This window comes from Acetobacter fabarum, from assembly GCF_022483405.1.
Lineage (GTDB): Bacteria > Pseudomonadota > Alphaproteobacteria > Acetobacterales > Acetobacteraceae > Acetobacter > Acetobacter fabarum.
In genome coordinates this window covers 1,922,068-1,941,858 of the sequence record NZ_JAKVNI010000001.1, presented here as the reverse complement: position 1 = coordinate 1,941,858, position 19,791 = coordinate 1,922,068, and the positions used below count along the sequence as shown (strand labels likewise).

Annotated in this window: 13 protein-coding genes; 8 read left to right on the top strand and 5 right to left on the bottom strand. The window is 58.9% G+C overall.

Annotated features, from left to right (window positions below):
- Positions 1–44: 44 nt before the first annotated feature.
- The 5 genes from cydD to LKE65_RS09005 all read right to left on the bottom strand — a co-directional run bounded on the left by cydD (position 45) and on the right by LKE65_RS09005 (position 5,087).
- Positions 45–1,766, bottom strand: coding sequence for a thiol reductant ABC exporter subunit CydD (gene cydD / locus LKE65_RS09025; protein WP_278741074.1), 1,722 nt, complete (start codon positions 1,764–1,766; stop codon positions 45–47).
- A gap of 100 nt (positions 1,767–1,866) precedes the next feature.
- Positions 1,867–3,540 (bottom strand): sensor histidine kinase, encoded by a 1,674-nt coding sequence (locus LKE65_RS09020; protein WP_086646493.1) that lies wholly within the window; start codon positions 3,538–3,540, stop codon positions 1,867–1,869.
- A gap of 101 nt (positions 3,541–3,641) precedes the next feature.
- Positions 3,642–3,803, bottom strand: a complete 162-nt coding sequence (locus tag LKE65_RS09015) for a NepR family anti-sigma factor (RefSeq protein ID WP_231945768.1) — start codon at positions 3,801–3,803, stop codon at positions 3,642–3,644.
- Between the two features lie 116 nt (positions 3,804–3,919).
- Complete coding sequence (locus LKE65_RS09010; protein ID WP_086646461.1) at positions 3,920–4,516, bottom strand: sigma-70 family RNA polymerase sigma factor; 597 nt, start codon at positions 4,514–4,516, stop codon at positions 3,920–3,922.
- Between the two features lie 124 nt (positions 4,517–4,640).
- Positions 4,641–5,087: a sigma-70 family RNA polymerase sigma factor gene (locus tag LKE65_RS09005; protein WP_242005828.1), complete on the bottom strand. Its 447-nt coding sequence runs from the start codon at positions 5,085–5,087 to the stop codon at positions 4,641–4,643.
- A 166-nt stretch (positions 5,088–5,253) separates the two neighbouring features.
- On the opposite strand from LKE65_RS09005, the gene LKE65_RS09000 reads away from it, so the two are divergent.
- From LKE65_RS09000 to LKE65_RS08965, 8 genes are all read left to right on the top strand, one after another.
- On the top strand, positions 5,254–6,003 hold the full coding sequence (locus tag LKE65_RS09000; RefSeq protein ID WP_278741069.1) for a response regulator: 750 nt from the start codon (positions 5,254–5,256) through the stop codon (positions 6,001–6,003).
- A gap of 65 nt (positions 6,004–6,068) precedes the next feature.
- Positions 6,069–7,883 carry an ABC-F family ATP-binding cassette domain-containing protein gene (locus LKE65_RS08995; RefSeq protein ID WP_278741068.1) on the top strand — a complete coding sequence of 605 codons (1,815 nt, stop codon included), beginning with the start codon at positions 6,069–6,071 and terminating at the stop codon, positions 7,881–7,883.
- Between the two features lie 69 nt (positions 7,884–7,952).
- Positions 7,953–8,960, top strand: coding sequence for an ABC transporter permease (locus LKE65_RS08990; RefSeq protein ID WP_086646458.1), 1,008 nt, complete (start codon positions 7,953–7,955; stop codon positions 8,958–8,960).
- A gap of 15 nt (positions 8,961–8,975) precedes the next feature.
- Positions 8,976–9,950: an ABC transporter permease gene (locus LKE65_RS08985; protein WP_278741067.1), complete on the top strand. Its 975-nt coding sequence runs from the start codon at positions 8,976–8,978 to the stop codon at positions 9,948–9,950.
- Positions 9,940–10,977, top strand: coding sequence for an ABC transporter ATP-binding protein (locus tag LKE65_RS08980; RefSeq protein ID WP_278741066.1), 1,038 nt, complete (start codon positions 9,940–9,942; stop codon positions 10,975–10,977). Before LKE65_RS08985 ends, LKE65_RS08980 begins: the two co-directional genes overlap by 11 nt.
- Positions 10,978–10,985: 8 nt before the next feature.
- Positions 10,986–12,020, top strand: a complete 1,035-nt coding sequence (locus LKE65_RS08975) for an ABC transporter ATP-binding protein (protein ID WP_408744060.1) — start codon at positions 10,986–10,988, stop codon at positions 12,018–12,020.
- Between the two features lie 436 nt (positions 12,021–12,456).
- A complete protein-coding gene (locus tag LKE65_RS08970) occupies positions 12,457–17,517 on the top strand; it encodes an alpha-2-macroglobulin family protein (RefSeq protein WP_278741065.1) in 5,061 nt (1,686 codons plus the stop codon).
- Positions 17,514–19,532: a transglycosylase domain-containing protein gene (locus LKE65_RS08965; RefSeq protein WP_278741064.1), complete on the top strand. Its 2,019-nt coding sequence runs from the start codon at positions 17,514–17,516 to the stop codon at positions 19,530–19,532. The genes LKE65_RS08970 and LKE65_RS08965 overlap by 4 nt, the downstream gene beginning before the upstream one ends.
- Positions 19,533–19,791 lie beyond the last annotated feature (259 nt).

Sequence of the window (19,791 nt, the reverse complement as noted above, 5' to 3'; positions counted from 1 at the left end):
TTGCGGTCGGCTGCACGGCTGATGTCTGATCTTGCATTGCCATGTTACGCAGCCCCCTGCCGATTGATAACACGCCCGTTTTGCAGGTCTATCCGCCGCCCCTTAAACATATGAGCCGCAGCCGAGTGCGTGGCCAGAATAACCGTGCGGCCAACGGCCAGCCGTTGCAGGCTTTCAAAAACACTTTTTTCGGTAGCAGGGTCCAGATGCGCTGTGGGTTCATCCAGCAGCAGAACTGGGGCGTTTTTGAGGTAAGCCCGCGCAATGGCAATACGTTGCGCCTGCCCACCAGACAAACCAAACCCACCTTCACCGATCTGTGTATCCAGCCCGTTGGGCAGGGTCGGCAGGAACTCATCCACGGCGGCGGAACGCAGGGCATTTGCCAGTTCACGCTCGTCTGCATCTGGTTTGGCGAACAGGATATTATCCCGCAGGGACCCGGCAAACAGCACAGGTTTCTGCCCGATCCATGACACAACGCGGGACAGGGCATCGGGGACTATGCTCTGCAAAGGCGCGCCATTAAACAGCACCCGCCCGTTCTGGGGGGTAATAAACCCCAGCAGCAGCTCCATGATCGTGGACTTGCCTGCACCGGATGGACCAGCCAGCACCAGCGTTTCCCCCGCTGGCACGGTAAAGGTAACATGCTCCAGCGCAGGCCCGCGAGCGGGGTCCCATGTAAAGCCGACATCATCAAAGGCCACCATCACGCCGTTGGCGTTAACGGTTCTGGCCCCTTCCAGCACCGGCCGCTCTGTTACTTCGGGCAGGTCCAGTATGGCGGTAGCTGCCCCTTGGGCGTGTGCACGGTCCTGATACGCCAGTGCAAGGCCGCGCAGGGGAGCAAAAAACTCCGGCACTACCAGCAGGGCAAACAGGCTGGCAACCACGGTGTGCTGCAATGCGAGGGATGGACCACTGGCCTGCATGGCCAATGCCTGCCGCCCGTCGAGCACGGCCAGCAGGATGAACGCAATGACCATAGCGCAGTCAATGGATGCGGAGGAAAGGAATGCCACCCGCAGCACCTTCATGGTACGCACGCGCAGCTCTTCTGCGGCATCCCCCAAACGGCGGGTTTCGTCCTCGGTCCGGCCAGCCAGAACAATGGTGGCAATCCCTTTGATACGGTCCAGAAAACGTGCCTGAAGGCGGGTCATGGCCAAAAACTGGTTGCGTGATGCCACAGCCGCACCGATACCAAACACAGCTTGCCCAACAGGAACGGCCACACCACACAGGCCCAGAATGACAGCCGCACGCGGCTGCATAATGCCCACGGGCAGCAAAATCAGTACGGGCGCCACCATCCACAGTACGGAGGCAGGCACCCAGCGGCCAAAAAAGCCATCCAGCGCTTCTATCCGGTCCACAACAATGGAGGCCAGCACACCGCTATGCGTGCGGCGTAGCAATGCAGGACCGCCGGCAAGAATGGAGGCCATGACCTCCCCCCGCAAACGCCTGCGCGCCACAATACCGGCTTGAGCAGCCGCCACATCTGCCTTGATCATGCACAGGGCACGCAACATAGCCAGAGCCGGGAACAGCATAAAGGGCCACGCTGGAAAAGCAGCCCCCTGCCCGCCTGCCTGCCACGCCACAAGGGCATGCCCAAGAACAACAGCCACACACCATGCCTGCCCAATACCGGCAAGACTGGAGAGCAGCCCGGACCCAACCACTGATCGCGCTGCCTGACGACCAAGACGCGACTGGAGGCGCGTCCAGTTACGTATTGCTGCTTTCTCGTTCCTCATGACAGACAGCGTTTATACTGCTCTGCCAAGGACGCAACAGTTTAGATCGCCACTCCCTGCTGCGCTTAAGGCATGCCAACGCTCTGCGGGCTGCCTTATTTTACGGGTTTTCCGCTTTCTCCAGATGCAGGACCAGTGTGAACTGCACACCATCCTTGCCGCTATAGCTCAAAGATGCCTTTAGCTGTCTGGCAAAACCATGAATGAGCTTGAGCCCGATCCCCTGCGTGCCGGATGCGGGGTCGAAGGAACAGCCAATCCCGTTATCACCAACATTCAGCGTGACCAGATTGCCATTTTTTGTCAGCCGCACATGAATAACGCCCATCCGGCCATCGGGGAATGCGTATTTGATCGAGTTTGTCACAACCTCGGTCACGATCAGCGCCAGAGGCACGGCCTGATCCGGGTCCATCCAGAAACTGTCTGAATCCACCTGTAGGCGAATACGCCCTGCATCCGCCTCCCCTGCGATATGGAAGGTCTGCTCGCACAGGTCTTTTAAAAAAACGGCCATGTTCAGGCTGGTCAGTGAATCCTCGGCGTAAAGGGTGCGGTGCAGCGTTGCCAGCGCCCGGATTCGGTCGCGCGCCAGAGCAAACTCGGCCCGGACCTCGGGGTGGGCAATCTGGTTGGCTTGAAGATTGAGCAGGGACGCCACGATCTGGAGGTTGTTTTTAACCCGGTGGTGAATCTCCTTCATCAGGAGTTCCTGATGCGCCATGGCCTTCTTCAGCCGCGCTTCATGCCGGGAGAGGCGCTGTGTTGCACGCGTAAAAGCCTGCCCCAGCCTTTGCAGCTCAAGCGGCATGGTGCGTGTAACGCGCCCGTCAAACACCCCTTCCATCTGCCATTTACGAACGGAATAGGTCAGCCGCCGCAAAGGCCAGACAAGCACGATATTGGCCGCAAGCGTAACGCCCACCAGCCCCGCAGCCAGCAGGAACAGCAGGGCCGCAATCTGGAAAACCATGGCCCGCAGGGCGTCGGCTTCTATGGGCGTGCGCTGGGTTGAAACAAAAATATCCGCACCACCCGCAATGCCACCAAGGGCATACCCCCCCTGCATGGACGGGAGCGACACAACCGAACGGTCACTTTTTTCCAGCTTTTCCTTTAACGGAAAGACAAGCCCGGGTGACGGCTGCTCCCAGTTGCAGTCGGTGCAAACGGGAAAAAGCTCTCCATCGTGCATAAGCAGCCACGCCTGCACGGGGTTTGTATCATCCGAAAATGCATCCCACCCCGAAGCACCACCAAGATAAGCCCGTGTGCGCGAAATTTGCAGGATACCAACCAGATAACCATGGGCCTCCGGCTCTGCAAGAAAAACGGCAGGCACGGTTATCCGCAAAAATGCCCCGTTATCTTCCCCACCACCACTTTTTTGCACGGCTTCCATAACCGTGGCGTTAATCCGTGCGGGCGGGGTTAAGGTCCCGACCTCCGCACAGGAGCGGCCTGAGGGGGAAACAGAATCGAGCTTTTTGCCTCTTTCATCCAGAACAGCCAAAAAGCAGTATCGCTGCCCACTAATGGTTTCGGCCAGTTTGAGCGCATGCACGAGCTGGTCATGCGTGAGGTCCATATTGCCAATTGTTTCAAGCGCACTGCGCAGGCGGTCCGTATCGTGCCGGAACTGCTGGTCCAGCCGCATAATGGCGGCAACAGCACGCTGGGCGCTCCCCACCCGGACTTCCTGATAATTCCGCAGGGCCAAAACAGCGCCAATACTGAGCACGGGAATACCCGAGAGGCAGATAAGCACACGCATACGCGCGCTGGTGGTGATAAACACCCGCCCCAACCCGGACATAAGCAGGGCGCCAACACGCCGGGCAGCCTGCTCAAGCACGGAAAAGACAGACAAAAGGCTCAGTCCTGCTTGCTCCGGTCTTCCTCAATCAGCTTCAGCAGCTCTTCGGGCACAGGTTCATTCACAACATCATCAAAAAGCTGGTGCAGGCCGCGCTTCAGCCAGACATCAAAAGCCTGATCCCGAGACTGCCTGCCTTTGCGGGGGGGAGCGCCGTCCATACTCTTTCCCATTCCGAACCTTGGATCCTGCCGTTGTGTGCCTGACGCCACTGTGTGCGGAGCAGGCAACTCATCCCCGACAGACCTGCAACTTATAAGCCCAGCATGCGCCATGTTCAGACCACTGCTGCGCTCATACGAGAGGAAACCCGCTGCGCGCCGCCATTCTTTTTTGCCGCCCCGGCCTGAACACGCTCGCCTTTTTTGCGGTCACCTGCATCAGACACGGATTCTTCTCCAGTTAACCAGACTTCAAGCTGACGCCGGGCACGGAAAACCCTGCTTTTGGCCGTACCAACAGCGCAGCCGGACATTTCCGCCAGTTCCTGATAGCTCATTCCTTCGAGAACCCCCAGCACCAAAGCTTCCCGCTGGTCATCTGGCAGCCGTGCAAGCGCTGCATCCAACTCCATCAGGCTCAGCCGGTCATCATGCCGGGCAGCAACCGCCAGCATGGACTGGGGGGCATCATCAATATCCGTAGTTTCGCGCTTTTTACGCAGGTCGGAAATAAAGCGGTTCCGCAGGATGCGGTGCATCCATGCGCCAAAATTGGTTCCGGGGATAAAACTCTGCTGAGCGGCCAGCGCGTTGCAAACAGCGTCCTGCACCAGATCTTCTGCGGCGGTGCGGTTGCGGGTCAACGCCAGTGCCTGCACACGCAGCTTGGGCAGGATAGCAATAACCTGATCGTGGAATAACGAGGCTGTCATTGTTTTTACTCCGCTCTTCTTCCGTTTTATGGGAGCAATGAACAAGACCCCGCCAAGGTTACATCCGGATGCATTTTTTGTAATCACGAAAACGAGAGCACGTAACCCTGCAGGCTCCGCCCCTCTATTCCGCCTGTGGCTGCGCCAGTTTGTGCAGCATGGTTCGAGCGCGGGACACACGGGCCTTGATGGTCCCGACATCCACCTCGCAAATCTCTGCTGCCTCGGCATAGGTCATGCCCTGCGCACCAATGAGCACCAGTGCCTCCCGCAAAAGCGGCGTAAGCTGCCACAGCAGGGCTTCAAGCTCATGCACTTCCTGCCGCCCATCTGCCGGAGATACGGCCCGTTGCGGCGGGTGCTGCCCGTAATTGGCCAGCACCTCACGCTCTTTTTTGCCGCGCCGCCGCTGTTCCAGAAAAAGGTTGCGCAGGATGGTAAAGCACCATGCCTTCAGGCTGGTACCAACCTCATACTGCGCCATACGGTCCAGCGCGCGCAAAACGGTTTCCTGCACCAGATCATCTGCCAGAGCGGGGTCGCGCGCCAAAAAGCGCGCAAAGCCGCGCAGGGATGGCAAAAGCGCCAGCAATTCCACCCTAAAAGGTGAACGCGCATCGCCCTGATCGGGATTTGGTGTGTTAATCAGGATTCATCCCCTTTCGGCAAACGCCGCTCCGTGGCATCATTGCCTTACCGTATGTTTTTATCATGACCTAATCATAAGGAGATTTGTCATGTCAGAGTCACTGCGTGACGGGCTGATCCGGGCTCTCCCTTATGGCAGACGTTATGCACGCGCCCTGACAGGCAACCAGCCCGAGGGCGATCTGCTGGTAGCACAAAGCCTGAGGGGCCTGACCTCCCAACCCCCGGCGGAGGGGTTTACCCCCCTGCTCCAGCTTTATCAGGCCATCTCGCGTCTTTATGCTACGGATGAAACACACAGAAGCACCCAGGGGCCGGGACTTTCCTCCACACAGCGGCAGTTGCTGCTGCTGACTACGCTGGAAGAAATCAGTGTGGAAACGGTGGCGAGAATTATCGGCCTGCCCCACGATCAGGCCGCACAAGAGCTGGAAAGCGCGCAAAAGCAGCTCCACAAAGGGGTGCAGACCTCCGTCCTGATTATTGAAGACGAACCCATTATTGCCATGGATATTGAACTGCTGGTCATGCAGTGTGGCCACAAGGTTGCAGGCATTGCCCACACGCAGGCCGATGCCGTGCAACTTGCCGCACAAACCCGGCCGGGCCTTATTCTGGCGGACATCAACCTTGGTCCGGGAGGGGATGGCATGGCGGCGGTGGCTGAAATTACGGCAAGCTTTAAGGTACCCGTCATTTACGTAACGGCCTACCCCGAACGACTGCTGACGGGCGAAAAGCTGGAACCCAGTTTTGTCATTACCAAGCCGTTTGACCCCTTAACCCTTGCCGTTGCCACCTATCAGGCCGTAAGCAGTATGGGTGTAGCTCAGACCTGATTTGTTGGGTAAAAAGCTGCCAGAAACCTTGATCGACCTTATTCTGGAACGGCTGGCAATCTGTTATGGCGCTACCCCCCCTACTTCATTTGCAGGATATTACCCTAACCCTTGGTGGCAAACCGCTCCTTGATGGCGCGGGGTTTGCCGTTGGCAAGGGCGAGCGCGTCTGTCTGGTCGGGCGGAACGGGTCGGGCAAATCCACTTTGCTCAAAATCGCCGCGGGTCTTATTCAGCCAGATGGTGGCAGCGTTTTTCTCCAGCCCGGTGCTTCCTTACGTTACCTCCCCCAAGAACCAGACCTGAGCGCATACGCAACAACAGCCGACTATGTTGCCGCCCAGATTGCAGACCCCAACATGGAATGGCGTACCGGCCCCATGCTGGATGCCCTTGGCCTGAGCGGGACGGAAAGCACAGCGCATCTTTCAGGCGGGGAGGTCCGGCGTTGCGCCATTGCCGGTGTGCTGGCCGCAGCCCCGGATGTGCTGCTGCTTGATGAGCCAACCAACCATCTGGACATGCCAACCATTGAATGGCTGGAGCGCGAACTGCTCAGTCTTGGTTCGGCCATGATCATGATCAGCCATGACCGGCGGCTACTCTCCACCCTTTCTCGCTCCGTGGTCTGGCTGGACCGGGGCATAACCCGCAGGCTGGATGAGGGGTTTGACCGCTTTGAAGCCTGGCGCGAAGACGTGCTGGAACAGGAAGAGCGCGACGCTCACAAGCTGGACCGCCAGATTGCGCGGGAAGAAGACTGGATGCGCTACGGCGTAACAGCCCGCCGCAAACGCAACGTGCGCCGTGTGCGCGAACTGGCCGCCCTGCGCACAGCCCGGCGCGATGCGGTGCGCGCTCCGGGCACGGTTACTCTCAATGCCCAGTCCGCCTCCACCTCCAGCCGCCTTGTGGCGGTGGCGGAGGACGTGAACAAGGCGTGGGGGGACAAATGCGTAATCCAGAACCTGAACCTGCGCGTCCTGCGCGGGGACAGGTTGGGCGTTGTGGGGGCAAACGGCGCGGGCAAAACCACCCTGCTGCGGCTGCTGACCGGGGGTGACCAGCCAGATAGTGGCACCATTAACCTTGGCCCGTCCCTAAGCATGGTCACACTGGACCAGCAACGCCGCTCCCTTAACCCCGAACGTACTCTGGCCGAAACCCTGACCGATGGGGGGGGAGATATGGTGCAGATCGGGGATGAAAAGCGCCATGTTATTGGCTACATGAAGGACTTCCTGTTCCGCCCCGAGCAGGCGCGCACCCCTGTTAGCGCTCTGTCTGGCGGGGAACGGGGCCGCCTGATGCTGGCCTGCGCACTGGCAAAGCCATCCAACCTGCTGGTTCTGGACGAACCAACCAACGATCTGGACCTGGAAACGCTGGATATCCTGCAAGATATGCTCAGCACCTACCCCGGCACGGTTCTGCTGGTCAGCCATGACCGTGATTTTCTGGACCGTATTGCCACATCCGTGCTGGTGGCCGAAGGCGGAGGTGCATGGGTGGAATATGCCGGTGGCTACAGTGACATGCTGGTGCAGCGGAACCTGCAACCGCTGGAAACAGCCCCCGTTGTCCCCACTTCCGAACCAGCAAAACCGCGTGAGCAGGCTACCCGGCAAGCCACCCGCAAACTCAGCTACAAAGACCAGTATGCGCTGGACAACCTGCCGCTGGAAATGGAAAAACTGGAAGCCAAAGCACAGACACACCGCACCAGCATGGCGGACCCCGACCTGTATAGCAAAGACCCCAAAGCGTTTGACCGGCACTCCACCGAGCTACAGAAAATTGAGGCCAGACTGGCTGAATGTGAAGAACAGTGGCTTGAACTAGAAATGAAGCGTGAAGCATTACTGACGGAGCAGGGCTGACCCTGCCCGCTCCCCGCGTAACGCCGCAAGGTGACTTTACCCCTTGAGGACCTGATAAATGCAGGCACGATGACAAAGCCATCTAACACGCACAGACCTTCTGCTGGCCCATGGGCCAGCGCGCTGCGGTCATTGCTGCGCAACCGCGCGGCACTTGCCTCGGTTGCGGTTCTTGCCTTTATTGTGGTGGCAAGCCTGTGTGCGCCGTTTTATGCCCGTCACATTGCCCATACTGACCCGTTTGTATCCAATGTTGCAGGCACCATTATGCTCAACGGGCAGGAAACAGACATCATGCAGCCCAACGACAACCCGCTGCATCTGGGGCTTAGCCCCATTGGCCCCACCGGGCACACTGCTTACCTGCTAGGGGCAGACAGTCAGGGGCGCGACATTATGGCCCGACTGCTCTATGGGGGGCGGAACTCCCTGCTTATTTCCTTCAGTGCGGCGATACTCTGCCTTGTTATGGCCGGAACTGTTGGGATTGCCGCCGGTTTTTTTGGCGGGGTAACAGATATGATCCTGTCCCGGTTGATGGATATTATGTGGGCCGTACCGGTTTACCTGTTCGCCATATCGCTCTCCATTGTCACAATCACTTCGGGCCTGCGGATCGGACCTTTTGTTATAGAGGCCGATAACCTGCTTATTCCCATTGTAATTATTGCACTGGTGTATGTGCCCTATGCCGCTCGCCCGGTGCGCGGGCGCGTTATTGCGCTACGGCAGGCCGAGTTTGTAACCGCGGCCAAATGCCTTGGCGTACCCCGGTGGCGTATTGTACTGCGCGACATTCTGCCCAATGTCAGTACAACGCTTGTGGTTATGGGGCCACTGCTTATGGCCATGGCGCTGCTGGCGGAAAGTGCCCTGTCTTTCCTCTCCATTGGTGTGCAGGCCCCGGCGGCTTCTTGGGGGACTATCATTCTGGATGGCGAGGGATTGATTTACACCCGCCCCATGGTGGCCATTGCCCCCGGTCTGGCCATTGTGGCCGTAGTGCTTGCCCTGAACATTCTGGGCGATGGCCTGCGTGATGCGCTGGATGTGCGCGATGCCTCCCGGCGGGAATAGGAGGAAGGACAGACCATGATCATGCCCCTCCTGCGCCGTCTGGGTCAGACGGTTTTTGTTCTGTTCGGCATTTCCGCGCTGGTGTTTGCCGTTTTTTTTGCAACCCCCGGAGCAGACCCCACGGCCCGTATTGCAGGGCGCAATGCCGCCCCCCAGACCATGGAAAAAGTCCGTAAGGAATACGGCTTTGACCGCCCGTTGCCCGTGCAATACGCCATTATGATGAAAAAACTGTTCATCACCCGTGATCTGGCAAGCTACGCCAACCGTGGTGAACTGGTTGTGCCCGAAATCATGCGGGCGGCCCCTGTAACCCTCTCGCTGGTAAGCGGAGCCGCTGTTATTTGGGTGGTGCTGTCCATTGGCATGGGGGTTGTTGCCGCTGCATGCAAAGGGTCATGGATTGACCGCACACTCATGATGGCCGGGCTGGTTGGTATTTCCATTCCCGTTTTCTGGCTTGGGCAGGTTGTTAACCTGATCACCCAGAACCGTTACCACGATACATGGCTGTTTTTCTGGGTGCCGGGGCTGGGGTATGTGCCTTTTACCCAAAGTCCATACGGCTGGTTTTTGGCGCTGGTTATTCCGTGGTGCGTGCTGGCAGTCATGTTTGTTGGCATTTACAGCCGCATTTTACGGGCTGATCTGGTCGCGATTATGGGGGAGGACTTCATACGCACGGCCCGTGCCAAAGGGTTATCCCCTGCCCGCATCCTGCTCCGCCATGGCCTGCGCACAGCGCTTATAACCTTTGTTTCGCTCTTTGGCATGGACTTTGCACAGCTTGTTGGTGGGGGTGCATTGCTGACAGAGGTTGTTTTTGGCCTGCCCGGCGTGGGCCGCCTGACCTATCAGGCGCTCAACAGCCTTGATCTGCCCCTGATCATGGCCACGGTCATGTATTCGGCCGTATTTGTGGTGCTGGCCAATGCTCTGGTGGATGCGGCTTATCTTTTCCTTGACCCAAGGGTGCGCGATGCCCACTAACACGCCCTCCCCCCCGTTGCTGGATGTACACGATCTGTGCGTGAGCTTTACCTCACGTGGGCAGGTCATCCCTATTGTGGAGAACCTGTCCTTCAGCATTGGTGAGCAGGAAATACTGGGGCTGGTGGGAGAATCCGGGTCAGGCAAATCCGTTACAGCCATGGCCCTTATGGGGCTGATTGATGCGCCCGGCGTGCATGTAAGCGGCTCCGCCCGCTTTAAGGGGCAGGATCTGCTTGGCCTGTCTGGCAAACAGATGCGTGCTTTACGTGGCCGGGAAATCGCCATGATTTTCCAGGACCCGATGACCGCCTTTACCCCCGTTTACACCATTGGCTGGCAGATTGATGAGCAGTTGCGTGTCCACCAGAACCTCTCCCGCAGGCAGGCCCGCACCCGCACGGTAGAACTACTGGGGGAAATGGGGGTGCCAGACCCCGCCAATACTGCCAACAGATACCCGCATCAACTCTCTGGCGGCCTGCGCCAGCGCGCCATGATCGCCATGGCACTCTCCTGCAACCCGTCCCTGCTGATCGCAGATGAACCCACTACAGCACTGGACGTAACCGTACAGGCCCAGATTCTGGACCTCATGCGCAGGCTCCGTACCGCCTACGGTTCCTCTGTCCTGCTGATCACGCACGATATGGGTGTAGTGGCCGAAACATGCGATAGCACATTAGTCCTATATTCCGGCCGGGCGGCGGAAACAGGTGCTACCCAAGACCTGTTTGCTCACCCTCAGCACCCCTACACAGCAGCTCTTTTAGTCTCCATCCCACCCATGAACGGCCCGCGCCCGGACAGGCTACCAGCCATTCCCGGCACGCCCCCCCAACCTCTGGAGCGCCCGGCAGGCTGCGCCTTTGCACCGCGCTGCACGTATACCCATGCCTCCTGCCTGCCTGCACCACCCGCTGCGTTTTGCACGGTTGGCCCGGCGCATAAAGTTGCCTGTGTGTTACCGAGGGAAGGAAACCCCCTCCCCAAGCGCGCCTACACCAGCGCAATGCCTGTTCTGTGAGAAGCCCCATGCAGTTCCCTTCCCCCACCGTGCAGGCGGCTCCCCCTCGCTCATCTTCAGGTGCAACGCAGCCTTTGCTGGCAGTAAAGGATGTTTACAAGACCTACAGCCTCAAACACGGGCAAACACTCCGGGCGGTAGATGGCGTCTCCTTTACCGTTATGCCCGGCGAGGTGCTGGGTCTTGTAGGGGAATCCGGTTGCGGCAAGTCCACACTAGGGCGCTGCCTGCTGCGGCTTAATGATGTGTCTGCCGGCCAGATTATTTTTGATGGTCAGGATATAACGCGCCTGCCCGAGCGTATTTTGCGCCCCCTGCGCCAGCAGATGCAGATGGTCTTTCAGGACTCATACGCATCCCTTAACCCCCGCAGGCGGATCGGGGACCTGCTGGCAGAACCCCTGCGGGTTCACCGCACACCGGATGGGCGCAAACATACGCCCATGGCCATAGCGCATAGGCTGGAAGAACTGATGGAGCTGGTCAGCCTGCCCCGTGCGGCGCTGGAACGCTACCCGCACGAATTTTCGGGTGGGCAGCGCCAGCGCATTAATATTGCCCGCGCTCTGGTGCTTTCCCCCCGCCTTGTGGTGGCAGATGAACCTGTTTCAGCTCTGGATGTTTCGGTTCAGGCCCAGATTGTCAACCTGTTTGCAGATTTACAAAAAAGCCTAGGCCTGACCTATGTTTTTATTGCCCATGACCTTGCCGTGGTCCGGCAGGTATCCACCCGTGTTGCGGTCATGTATCTTGGCGTGATTGTAGAACTGGGGGAGACAGATACCGTTCTGCACAACCCGGCCCACCCCTACACCATAGCCTTGACGCAAGCCGTGCCCCGCCCGGTTGTGGGGGCACCAAGGCATGCTCCTTTGCGTGGAGAAATTCCAAGCCCTGTTAACAAGCCTTCAGGCTGCCGCTTCCATACCCGTTGCCCGGCTGTGCAAACCCGCTGCCAGAACGAAGCCCCGGCCTTAACGCCAATTGCTCCCAACCACGCAGTTGCCTGCCACTACCCTGTGTTAAAGAATACGAACGCATAAATAGTACCACGCCTTGCCCGACAGAGTAGAGGCCCCTGAGTTCTTGCATAACTACCGATCAAGCCAGCAGCCACGCTGGAGTAATTGCATCGAAATCATATTTCGGCCGGGTCAAGGACTGAGGCATATCGTCACCTTACTACGCATGCTGCCCCTGCGCCTTTTTCTCGGCCACCTATCCCGCTGTAACTGTCGTATTTGAGCAAGATTGTTTGAGGCCCTCGAATACGCCGCCCTCGCATGGGTAGGCTGGCTCAACAACTGCCGTATCCTTGAACCTGTCCGCCACATCACACCAGCCGAGGCCGAGTAACATTTTTATGTAACTATGGACCAAATTCTCATGGCCGCGTAACTTGTAAAACTAGGTCCCCACCAATCCCGGGACTGTTAAAGCATCGCGTAATCCAGCAAAAACTGTTCAGGGTTCAAGATATTGTCTCGACGCCTTCTGCTTTCTTCCCTGAGCCTTGTTGCCCTTCCGGCTCTTTACCTCGCGCCGTGCAGTCGGGCGGCCTCTGCTGAGTCCGCGCCTTTCGCGTTCCAGCGCACCTCTCTTGATGCAACAGGCGAACACCCTGAAATCTGTCTGCATTTCAATCAGAACCTGAACGCACAAAAAACATCAACACTGGCCCGTTCGGTCCATCTCTCACCCAAAAGCGCCTTCACACCCCGTGTTGAGAACGACACATTCTGCCTTGGCAAGCTTGCTTTCGGGCAGGGTTACACAATAACAGTCGACCCGGATTTTACTTCAGCCGATGGTCAGAATCTCGCCACCCCTCTCACGCTCAGCGCCCGTTTTGGGCGTCGTGATGCGCATGTCGGGCTAACAGGAGATGGCTTTATCCTACCCGGACGCACGACCGGGCGTACGCCTGCCCTCGCGATCGAAACTGTTAACGTCTCCGCTGTTCGTCTCCACGTCTTTCGGGTGGCTGCATATCAGCAATTTCCCGGCACAGATCATATCGACAGCACACTCCCGGATCTGAACCAGACCAGTTTTGACCCTTATACATTCCAGAACCTGCTGGACACGACCATGCGTGAAATCTGGCATGGCAGCATGGCTATTGATCATGCCCCAGATCGGTCTGTGACAACTGGATTCCCGCTGGCAGAAACAATTGGCGCAGGACAGAACGGACTTTATCTGGTGACGGTTGAAGACGCCGCAACGCCGCCCGAAAAAAGCACAGTGGAAACCGCCCTTAAACGTGGGAACACCAACGCCGATCCGCTGCAAGGCAAGCCTATTTCTGCCCGCTGGGTTAATCTGAGCGATCTTGGCCTGACCATGCTGCGGGGTGAAGACGGGCTGACAGTCAGTGCCCGCTCCCTGATGAGCGGACAGCCTACTCCTGATGTTACGCTAACACTGCGCGCGCGTGATGGCGGCACTCTGGCGACAGTCAAAACGGATGCGAGTGGCCTTGGGCATTTTGATGCCCCCCTGCTCCGTGGCACCATGGCAGACCGCTCCTCGGTCCTGCTGGCCAGCAAGGGAGAGGATTTCGGCTTTCTGCATCTTGACCGGCAATGGTTCGATTTTTCAGAACAGCACCTTGAAGGCGCAGTCAGCCCTTTTCAGGGGAGCAGTCGCGCGCTCGTGCAGCCTGACCGCGGGATCTATCGTCCCGGGGAGAGCGTGCACCTCCTCACTCTTCTGCGTAACCGCGCAGGGCAGGCTATTCCAGACACGCACCCGGTCCTTGTTCTGTACCGTCCCGATCTGATGGAAGAACGGCGCATTCCGCTTACAGGTGCGGCAGAGGGCGGCTACGCCACCACCCTGCCCCTGAGCGCCAGCGCTCCCGCGGGCCTGTGGCGGGCCGATATTCTGCTCGACCCTTCCCTGCCCGCTATCGGTTCGGCCCGTTTCAGCGTTCAGGATTTCGTGCCACCCAGTATCGAAGCCAGTTTTAAGCCCCCAGCTTCCGCAATCGCCGGACAGACCGTTGAGATTGATGCCTCGGCACGTTTTCTCTACGGCGCACCCGGTGCGAGCCTTAAAAGTGACAGTTCCTACAAGCTTGTCCCCGTAACCGATCCGATCCCTGGCCTTACAGGCTGGGCTTTCGGGTTTGAGAACGAGGAGACACCATCAGCCAGCGGCGATATCAGCGCAGATCCAACGGACCATGAAGGCCATACGCAGTTAACCTTCATGCCGGATATTCCTCCGGGCCTTACCCGACCACTCGCGCTTGATATACGAGCCGGTTTTCTGGACCCCATGGGGCGGCGCGTGAGTGAGCACTTTACAATTCCCGTCCGCCGCACCGCGCCGCTGATCGGCCTCCATGTCGCGACCGATGCCTCCTCCAGCATGGGTAGTGCTGTTATCCCCGTTGATCTCGCAAGTTTTGCGCCAGATAACAGTCCAGTTGCCATCGACAAAATTCACTGGACCCTGTCACGCGTCAATCGGATCTATAACTGGTCCCACACACCCGACAATGGCTGGACCTTCAGCAGCCACACCGTGGACGTGCCCATGCGCTCGGGCGATATTGCAACAGATGCCAAAGGCACAGCGCGGATTACCCCCACGCTGGACTGGGGCGAATACCGCCTGAGTGCCGTCCCGAGCGAGAGTGACGGCGTAACAGGCAGTTCGCTCCGCTTTCAGGTCGGTTGGGGTGGTAGCGGTGATGCCAGCACACCGGACCATCTGCCGCTCAGCGTGCGCGATACCCATATCGCACCAGACGGCAGTACGGTCCTCCACATTGGTGGCGGTTTTGCCGGGCAGGCCCAGATAACGCTTGCAACAGACCGTGTGCTGAACACACGTTTTGTGGACGTACCGAAAGAAGGGCTGGACGTGCCCGTAACCGCCACACCGGACTGGCATTCCGGTGCTTATGCACTGGTCACACTCTACCGCCCCCTCAACAGCCCCTCCGGCCTGCGCCCGCATGACCCTGTGCGGGCGGTTGGTGTCGCATGGATTGGTGTTAATCAGGACACGCATCGGCTGAACGTAACGCTTGATGCGCCCCGCACGGTCACGCCGCGCCAGCGCATCACCATTCCCGTGGCTGTGCAGGCCAGTCAGGGTCTGCCAGTGGGGCAGGTGCAGGTTGCGGTGTCCGCGGTCGATCAGGGTATTCTCAACCTCACGCATTTCACGCCGCTCAACCTGTTTGATGCCCTTTACGGTCGCCCCCGCCTTGGGCTGGACATGCTGGACAACTACGGGTCCCTTCTGCTGAGTGATGCGAAAAATGGCCAGATCCGCTCTGGGGGGGATGCGGCCTCAAACGGCAGCAGCGCAGACGGCCCACCCGTGCGAACAACGGAAAGCGTCGCGCTGTTCGATGGTCCGGTCGCACTCGACAGCACCGGGCACGGCACGCTCTCATTCGATGTGCCGGATTTTGACGGCCAGCTTCACCTGATGGCCTCCGCCTGGAGCAAAGATGCCGTTGGCAACGCGCAGGCAGACATCACAGCGCGGGACCCGGTTTTCCCCGACCTGGGGTTGCCACGATTCCTCGCCCCGGGGGATACGGCGCAGGCACAGGTATCCATCATCAATGTTGATGCGCCATCAGCACCTTACGAGGTGCAGGTCACCACAGATGGGCCGCTCCGTGTTCTCGGCTCCAGCACACTCAACGCCCCCGTCAAACCCGGTGAGCGCGCTGACCTGCGCGTTGCGCTGGCCGCCACCCCTACCCTACCGGGCCGCACTGCCACTGCGCATGTCCATCTTACATTGCGCCGATCCGGCTCATCAAAAGCGCTGCTGACGCGAAGCTGGCCCATCGGCATCCGGCTGGCGCATGTTCCACTGACCGTCAGCCGGACTGCACCACTCCCACCCGGCAGCCACAAAACGTGGGACCGCACGGAACTGGTGGGCTTCAGCCCGGCAGACGCTCGGATAACCCTGAACATCTCCGCATCGGACGGCCTGGATACAGTCGGGTTGCAAGAATCCCTGCAATCCAGCGTCTGGGGGGATTCTGATACACTGGCGGCTCAGGCCCGTGCGCTGCTGCAACAAGGCAACCCGCCCCACCCCGAGACACACGACCACAGCAACACTCCGGGGCAATCCATCCAGTCAGCCATCAATACGCTTTTTGATCGCCAGAGCCCGTCGGGTGAGATTGGCCAGTGGGACCGCTCAGATGGCCTCAGTCTTCCCGATGATCTGGACTATCTCGCCGATTTCCTGATCCGGGCCAAAGCCGCTGGCTACACCGTGCCAGAGGACCGGCTCGGCCTGCTGCTCGACCATATTGAAAGCGAGCAGCTCCAGTCTCAAGACGTCGATGATGATGAGCATGACAGTGAAAGGCAGGCAGAACGGCTGAATACTCGCGCTTACGCGGCATACGTGCTGGCCCGTGCTGGTCGCCTCCACCCAGATGCAATCCATACTCTCGCGGCCTCGCTCGTTGCGCGGCAGGATGCTACCCGTGTCAGCTATGTCTGGGCTGACACGGCAGGCTCCAATGCACAGGCCAATCCTCTGGCCCTTGGGCATCTCGCTGTCGCACTCGCAATGGACGATGCACCGGAGGACAAGAGCGCAACATCGCCAGAAGCACTGCTGGACGCAGCTATCGCGGCACTCGGGCCGCCCCGCACTGGAAAGCCGGATCTGTGGGATTACCGATACTGGACCTACGTGCGCGATCTGGCCGGGCTGGCCGCCCTGACCGCCGAAGCACATGACGACCGGCGCACCCACCTGCTCATCGGGCGGTTTGGCAAGCTCTCTCTGTCGCCGGATATGCTGACAACCGCAACCAGAACGGCGCTACTCGAAGCCGCCAGCGCCCTGAACAAGGATACTGACGGGCGGAGTGTGCGTGTGCAGGGGCGCTCTAACACCACACCGCTGCGCCTGCCGCTGACCTACCCGTTTGAGTCCGCTGCACTCGGGAAAGGTCTTCAGGTTGAAAATACCGGCAGGAAGATGCTGTTCAGCACTCTGACCGTGCAGGGCGAGCCAGCCGGGGCAGTCAAACCTCTCACCAACGGGCTGACACTGACCATGCAGGGCTTTACCCTGACCGGCCAGCCATTTGACCTGACCCACATGCAACAGAATGACCGGTTTATCGTCAGCCTCAAAGGCACTGCCCTCCACCCTGGTCATTATCTGGTAGGCCTCACCAGCCTGCTACCTGCCGGATGGGAGATCGAGAGCATTGTGTCTCCTGATGAAGCCGCATCTGACGACCATGACGGGGATGACGCTGAAAACGACAGCACAAAGCCCCCTTACGCTTTTCTGGGCACACTCAGTAACACCGAACATGCTGCTGCGCTGGATGATCGGTTCAACGCTTCGGTAAGCTTCACAACGCAGTCTCCAGACCTTGCGATGCGGAGCTTCCATGTCGCCTACATCGTCCGCGCCATTACCCCGGGCCGCTTTACTCTGCCTGAAGCGATGGTCAGCGCCCGGAGTTTTCCGAGCCTGATGGCGCGCACGGCATCAGGGACTGTCGAGATCACCGCGCATTGAAGGCCCCCCTTCACCTTGCCAGAAACTGTACGCTCGGCCTGCTGCTTACCAGCCTCATTCCGGCTGGTCTGCTGGTGGCCGACCGTTTTAATCCACCAGACCTGCATCGGGCCGAGCAGGCAGCCCTTCTGGTTCAAGCCCGGGACCATACGCTGCTTGACGGCCATACAAGCCGCGATGGCTTCTGGCGTCTGCCGGTTGAAAGCCAGGATGTTGACCCGACCTACATAAAACTTCTGATGGTAACGGAAGACCACCGCTTTGATAGCCATCCGGGGGTTGATCCGCAGGCCCTTGCACGCGCCATCTGGCAACTGGCCCGGCGCGGTCATATTGTCTCGGGTGGTTCCACGCTGGCCATGCAGACAAGCCGCCTCCTTACCCCGCACCGTCATACATGGAGTGGCAAGCTGCGCGATATTCTGCGCGCCCTCCAGCTTGAATGGCGTTTCGGCCGCCGGGGGGTGTTGAACCTTTACCTCACGCTGGCGCCTGAAGGCACGAATATCGAAGGCGTCCGTGCGGCATCCCTGCTTTATTTCGGGCATGAGCCCCGCCACCTAACGCCTACCGAAGCCGCGTTTCTTGTAACTATACCCCGGCGCCCCGCTGCGCTCCGTCCGGACCGCCACCCTGAAGCCCTGCTAAACGCTGCGCACCGCACACTGCAACGCGCCACTCCATTACAGCCTGTTGCATGGCCAACACCAGATACACGCGGCGTGCCGCATGACGCCCCTGAACTCGCTGGCCATTTTCTCAGCGCAGGGCGCAGCGGCGTGGTGGTGACAACGCTGGATGCAAGGCTCCAGCGCAACGCACGGCAGGTGCTTGCCAGCCACCCTGCCCCGCTGCGTGGAACCTTTGCGGCACTGATTGTCGACCATGAACGGCAGATTGTAGCATGGGTCGGGGGGGCCGAACATAAAGCTCCGGGCAATGCGATAGACGCTGTTTTGGCACCCCGCTCCCCCGGCTCCACACTCAAGCCGTTTGTCTATGGCATGGCATTCGAAAACGGCTGGATGACGCCGCACACACATGTGCGCGATAGCCGACTTGCCATTGGCGGCTATGCTCCCAAGGACTTTGACCATACTTTCCGGGGGGAAACCACCGTGAGTGAGGCCCTTCAGCTTTCACTCAATGTGCCTGCCATTCAGGCACTGGAGCGGGTTGGCCCCTTCCGGTTCATGGACCGCCTCTCCGCCTGCGGTGTGCGGTTGCGACTGCCAGAAAACCCGGATGGCACACAAAGCGCACCGAGCCTTGCGATCGTTCTTGGGGGAGCAGGCATCTCACTCCATGACCTGACAATGCTGTATGCGGCACTCGACCATAATGGTCACGTCGCCCCCCTGCATCGTGAACCAACAGGTCTGAAATCGACTGGCCCCGCACCCGAGACAGTCCTGCTGTCCAGCAGAGCAAATGCCGACATTCGCACAATCCTGCGGGGCACCGCTCCACCGGCTGGTGTCGCATCATGGGAGGGCGTTGCCTTCAAGACAGGCACATCCTACGGCAATCGTGACGGATGGGCGATGGCCTCTACCCCGCAGGCAACAGTCGGTGTCTGGGCCGGACGCCCGGACGGCACAGCCTCTCCCGGGCTAACCGGGCGGGATACGGCAGGACCAGTGCTGGCAGCTCTCCTCTCTCTGCTTTCTTCCCCCCCGCATACATCAGCCTCGTCAGCCAGTGCCCAACCTCATCGTGCTGTTGCAGTCCTGTCGCCCGCTCTGCGCAGCTTGCAACAACGGCAAGCACCACAGATCATCTTCCCGCGCGATCACTCCGAAATTGAAAGCAGTTCTTCCGAAGGCACGATGCTTCCTGTCGGGTTGGAAGGTTCCGGCGGCCATCCGCCTTATCATTGGTATATCAATGGCATTCTGCTGGATGTGCCGCCCGGTGCGCAACCATCCTGGACACCCGATGCTCCCGGCTTTGCCCATATCACTCTTGCAGATGCGCAAAACGCCCATGCGACTATTGATATTCGTATACGGTAGAACGGGACACTCATGCACCGTCAATTTATTTATAATTTTGAACGACAATATATAATTGATAATTCTCAGGAGAGAACAAGAATTAAATACCCGAACCACAATTGCAGAAGCAAGGAATAATGATAAAATCTTTAAAAAGTAAACTCCCATTTTTTTGGAAAAAGAATTTGGAGAAATTAGAAGATCCATGAAAAATTATGTGAACAATAAAGTTCAGATAGTTGATTACATAAAATACGATATCCAATTCATAAGCACA